Genomic DNA, 5324 nt, shown 5'->3' with positions numbered 1-5324 from the left:
TTTTATCATCTTTTTTTTATGTTTTTTTAAAAAAAAGATGATAAAGAATTCATGATAAATTTTAATAAATCTTACTCAACTACAAGGTGAATATAAATTATGAAAGTAGGAATTGTAGGTTTACCTAATGTTGGTAAATCAACTTTATTTAATGTTTTAACTAATATGAATATTTTAGAAGCGAATTATCCTTTTGCCACTATAGATCCTAATGTTGGTATCGTTCCCATTCCAGACCAACGTTTAAACCATTTAGCCAGTCTTTTTCAATCTCAAAAAATTATTCCCACCCAAATTGAATTTATCGATATTGCTGGTTTGGTAGAAGGAGCTTCGAAAGGAGAAGGTTTAGGTAATAAATTTTTAGGTCATATTCGTAATGTAGATACTATTTGTCATGTCGTAAAATGTTTCGAAGACCCTAATATTATGCATGTCAGAGACCATATGAATCCTATTGAAGAAAGTAATATTATTGAAACAGAATTAATTTTATCTGATTTAGAACAAATAGAAAAACGTTTAGCGAAAATAAATAAACAAAAAAAAGCTAAAAACGATAAAGATACTTTACAAGAACAAGAATTATTAACAAGAATTAAAGAACATTTAGAAAAAGAAAAACACGTCACGGAAATACAGTTCACTCCTGAAGAAAAATTAATTATTAAAAATTTTAATTTATTGTCTTTAAAACCTATGATGTATATTGGTAATTTTCATGAAAAAGATTTAAAAGATTTAGACCAGAACCCTTTTTTCCAAGCTATGATGACATACAGTCAAAACAAACACCGCCAATTCGTCCCTCTTTCTATCTTGTTAGAAAAAGAATTATCCGTTTTAGAGGAAGCAGACCGTCAATCTTTCTTACAAGAGTATAATTTAAAAGAATCCGCGCTTCAAAACGTGATTCAACAAAGTTATCAATTATTAGGTTTAGAAACTTATTTCACTACCGGAAAAGACGAAACGAAAGCTTGGTCTTTTGCAAAAGGTTCCACCGCTCCCCAATGTGCTCGCTTAATCCATACAGATTTTGAACGTGGCTTCATTAGAGCCGAAGTTTATAATTATCAAGATATCCAAACCTTAAAGTCTTTAACCAAAATTAAAGAAAAAGGTAAATTAAGACTAGAAGGTAAGAATTACTTAGTCCAAGACGGAGATATCATTGTTTTTCATTTCAATGTTTAGGAAACCGCCCATCAGTTTTTCCCCTATTGATTGATAAAATAATAAATACAAAAATATAAAGAGAAAAATAAAGGAGAGATAATCCATTATGAAGACAGATTACAAAAATACTTTATTAATGCCTCAAACAGATTTTCCTATGAGAGGTAATTTAAGCCAAAAAGAAGTAGAAATAGAAAAAAATTGGGAAGAGATCGATTTATACCAAGAAGTGTTAAAACAAAACGCTAATAATCCTCATTTTATTCTTCACGATGGACCTCCTTACGCTAACGGAGAGATTCATATCGGTCACGCTTTAAATAAAATTTTAAAAGATTTTGTCGTACGTTTTCATACTATGCAAGGCTTTTATTCCCCTTTTGTCCCCGGCTGGGATACTCACGGATTACCCATTGAAATCGCGGTTTTAAAGAAATTTTCCCAAGATAGACATACTCATAGAACGGAATTTCTTCAAAAATGCGAAAGATTCGCTTTATCTTTTGTAGAGAAACAGAAAACGAACTTTAAAAGGTTAGGTATTTTAGGCAATTGGAACAAACCTTATATCACTTTAAATAATACTTATGTCGCTGATCAAGTCCGTGTTTTAGGTAAAATGGTCGAAAAAAAATTAATTTTTAAAAATTTAAAACCTATTTATTGGTCCCCTTATTTACAGTCTTCTTTGGCGGAATCAGAAATTATTTATCAAGAACACCGTTCTTTATCTATTTTTGCTTGTTTCAAAATTAAGGACAAACTTAAATTTAAAGATGTTAATTTATTAATATGGACCACTACTCCTTGGACTTTACCAGCCAATGTCGCTATTTGTGTTCATCCCAAAAAAAATTATCATTTAGTGAAAGTCAACAACCAAAAATATATCGTTGGAGATAATGTTTTAGAGAAGTTAAAAGAAAAATTTAACTGGCAAAAGGTAGTGATTTTAGATACTTTTTTAGGCAATACTTTAGAAAATATCACTTATGAAAATGTGGTTTTCCAACGACAAGGTAAAATCGTTTTAGATACTTATGTTTTAGATAACGAAGGTACTGGTTTAGTTCATACTGCTACCGGACATGGTGATGATGACTTTTTAGTAGGTAAAAGACATAATTTGGATGTTATTTGTAGTGTAGATAAAAAAGGTTTAATGACTGAGATAGCGGGTCCTTTTAAAGGTGTTTTTTACTCTAAAGCGAACAAATTAATCGTGGAGGAATTAGATAAGCAAGGTCTTTTAGTGAAATCAGAATGGATCACTCACTCCTATCCTCATGATGAACGTATCAAAAAACCTGTTATTTTCTTAGCAGTAGAACAATGGTTTTTAGATATTAACCAAATTAAACCCCAAATTTTAGCCGAAATAGAAAAAATAGTTTGGTTCCCGCAATGGGGACAAAAAAAGATGACCCATATGATTACGAACCGTAATGATTGGGTGATTAGTCGTCAAAGAATATGGGGTGTTCCTATTCCTATTTTTTACACTGAAGATGGATTGCCTATTTTAGAGGCTGATTTGATTAACCATATCGCTGACTTATTCGAAAAACACGGAAAAGAGATTTGGTACCAATGGGACGCCAAAGACTTATTACCACCAGGTTATACCAATAAAAGAAGTCCTAATCATCTTTTTACCAAAGAAAAAGATGTTGTTGATGTTTGGTTTGATTCTGGGACTTCTTATAGTGTTATCAACCGTTTATCGCCAGAGTTTTTACCCGTTAATGTCTATTTAGAAGGTTCAGACCAATATAGAGGATGGTTCAATTCTTCTTTAACTACTTCTATCGCCGCTTACGGTAAAGCTCCTTACCGACAAGTAGTAACTCATGGTTTTATTTTAGACGGTAAAGGAGTTAAAATGAGTAAATCATTGAATAATGTGGTTGATCCTTTAACTATTATTAAACAAAAAGGAGCCGACGTTTTAAGGTTATGGGTTTCTAGTATTAGTTATAACGCTGATGTTAGGTTGGATAACGCTATTGTTCAACAAATTGAAGAAAAGTATCGTAAAATCAGAAATACTTTACGTTTTATGTTAGGTAATTTACATGATTTTAATCCTCAAACCAATTATATCGGTTTTGAAAAAAGATCAACTATTCATCAAGCAATAGTGTTAGAATTTAAAGAAATTTTCTTACAAGCAATTGAATATTACGAAACATACGATTTTGAAAAAATTATGAGTTTATTATATCCTTTCATTTCTGTCCGTATTAGTGCTTTTTATTTAGATTTCACTAAAGATGTTTTATACATTGAAAAAAATAATAATTTAGAAAGACGCGTTATTCAATCCACTATTTATGATCTTTTAATAGATTTATTAAAACTATTAACACCGATTATTCCTCATACAACGTCAGAAGCTTATAAAGCTTTACCTTTTCAAAATAAAAAAGACATTTATTTAGAACAAATGACAACTAAAACAGAATTAAAGGTTTTTCTTCAAAAATATTATTATGATGCTTTAAAAGAAGCTTATAAAAAATTCTTTAATTTAAGAGAAGTGGTTATGAAACATTTAGAAGAAGCGCGTCAAAATAAATTTATTAATAAATCTTTACAAGCTAAATTAGTACTTCATTTGTCAAAAACAGATGTTGATTCTTTGGTTGTTTTAAATGTTAAAGACCAATTAAAGCAATTATTCATTGTTTCTCAAGTGGAACTTCATGAAGCGCAAGAAGTAAAAGTTACTGTTCAACAGGCGGTAGGTTCTACTTGTCCTAGATGTTGGAATGTTGTAAAAAACAAAAAAGAAGATGATTTGTGTCAGCGTTGTGCCCAAGCGGTTGATAAATAATAATAACCTATTTGGATAAAAATAGTAAGATAATAATTATTTTAATAAAAAATATACATATCTTCTTTTTGAACTTTCAAAACGCTTTAATTCAATAAAAAAGAGACCACTTTAAAAGTGGTCTCTTTTTTATTGTCGTACCATAATAAAGATAAAAAAACCTTTTCTAACTCAATTATTTATGCGGGAATATATTTGATGCAAAAAATCAACAGATCTTAGTTTTAGGTAGTTTTTCTCTTTAAACCTGGCAATGGTATTTTTTTCTTGCCAAAAAATACTCAAAAAGATTGAAAAAAAACGTAAAATGAAATCATATAGACGAGAAGCGAAAAAATGAAAAAAGCAGCAAATGTAACCATATGATGAAACGCATCAAACAATTTATGGAAAATAAATCGCAAAAATATTTAATTATTATGATAATTTTAATATTATTAGGAGGCGTTATTTTTAAGCTTCATTATTTAATAACCTGCCTAGACAACCAAACAAATTATACATCAAAAGAACCTATTTATCCATTATTTTCTCCTGATAATACCATGGAGCAAACCAAAGACGACAAAGAAAGGCGAACCCATTATTATCGAATATAACTCAGACAAACAATAGATCTCACTAAAAAACCCTTAAAAAAAACTATCTCCATTAGATAGTTAATTTTCTCATATTATAACAAAAATTAACTTTGTTTTTGTTGAGAATTTCTAATTAAAGTATTTCTTTTTTTATTTTTAGTTAATAAACCGCGTTTGGAATGAAAATCACCTGGATGTTGTTTAAAATGTTTGTTTAATTTTTCAATTTCACGATTTAATAAAGTGATTTGAACTTTATTAGAGCCTGTATCGCCTTCTTTCTTGCTATTATTTTTAATAATTTCTTTTTTTTCTTCTTTACTTAATAACATTATTATTACCTCTTTATTAATTTTTGATTTTTTTTATAATTTTAAAAATTGTTCAACATCTAAAATAAAAACAGTTGCTCCTCCAATAGAAATTTCAGAAGGTAAAGAATAAAAAGCCCCCATTTCATTTAAAACGTTGCCTGGAATCATTTGAGTTCTTTTTCTAGAATGTTCTTTGATAATTTGTAACACTTCATCTACTCTTTCAGAATCAATACCTATCACAAAAGTAGCATTTGCTTCTCTTAAAAAACCGCCTTTAGTAGACAACCTTGTGTTAAAAATATTCTCTTTATTTAAATTATTTTGAACTTTATTCGCATCTTCACTAGATACAATTGCTAAAATTAATTTCATACTATCCTATCTTTCATATTTATATTATATAACATTTAT

At 29.0% G+C, this 5324-nt stretch carries 5 protein-coding genes; 3 read left to right on the top strand and 2 right to left on the bottom strand.

Going from position 1 to position 5324, the window contains the following annotated elements; genetic code table 11:
• Window positions 1-99 precede the first annotated feature (99 nt).
• From ychF to RI68_RS01770, 3 genes are all read left to right on the top strand, one after another.
• The gene (gene ychF, locus RI68_RS01780; protein WP_017193543.1) at window positions 100-1197 is read left to right on the top strand and encodes a redox-regulated ATPase YchF; all 1098 of its coding nucleotides are present in this window, start codon (window positions 100-102) and stop codon (window positions 1195-1197) included.
• Window positions 1198-1285: 88 nt separating this feature from the next.
• Window positions 1286-4015, top strand: coding sequence for an isoleucine--tRNA ligase (ileS, locus tag RI68_RS01775; protein ID WP_017193542.1), 2730 nt, complete (start codon window positions 1286-1288; stop codon window positions 4013-4015).
• 365 nt (window positions 4016-4380) lie between these two features.
• Window positions 4381-4614 carry a hypothetical protein gene (locus RI68_RS01770; protein ID WP_152411637.1) on the top strand — a complete coding sequence of 78 codons (234 nt, stop codon included), beginning with the start codon at window positions 4381-4383 and terminating at the stop codon, window positions 4612-4614.
• Between the two features lie 86 nt (window positions 4615-4700).
• Here the strand turns inward: RI68_RS01770 and rpsO are convergent, their stop codons facing one another.
• Together rpsO and RI68_RS01760 are read right to left on the bottom strand one after the other, a co-directional pair.
• Entirely contained in the window at window positions 4701-4928 is a 228-nt protein-coding gene (gene rpsO / locus RI68_RS01765; protein ID WP_017193540.1) for a 30S ribosomal protein S15, read from the bottom strand.
• A 33-nt stretch (window positions 4929-4961) separates the two neighbouring features.
• Window positions 4962-5285 (bottom strand): cyclic-di-AMP receptor, encoded by a 324-nt coding sequence (locus RI68_RS01760; RefSeq protein WP_017192524.1) that lies wholly within the window; start codon window positions 5283-5285, stop codon window positions 4962-4964.
• Window positions 5286-5324: the final 39 nt, after the last annotated feature.

Source organism: Vaccinium witches'-broom phytoplasma str. VAC (assembly GCF_000309405.1).
Classification (GTDB): Bacteria; Bacillota_I; Bacilli_A; order Acholeplasmatales; family Acholeplasmataceae; genus Phytoplasma.
This window is presented reverse-complemented; position numbering and strand designations above follow the sequence as displayed.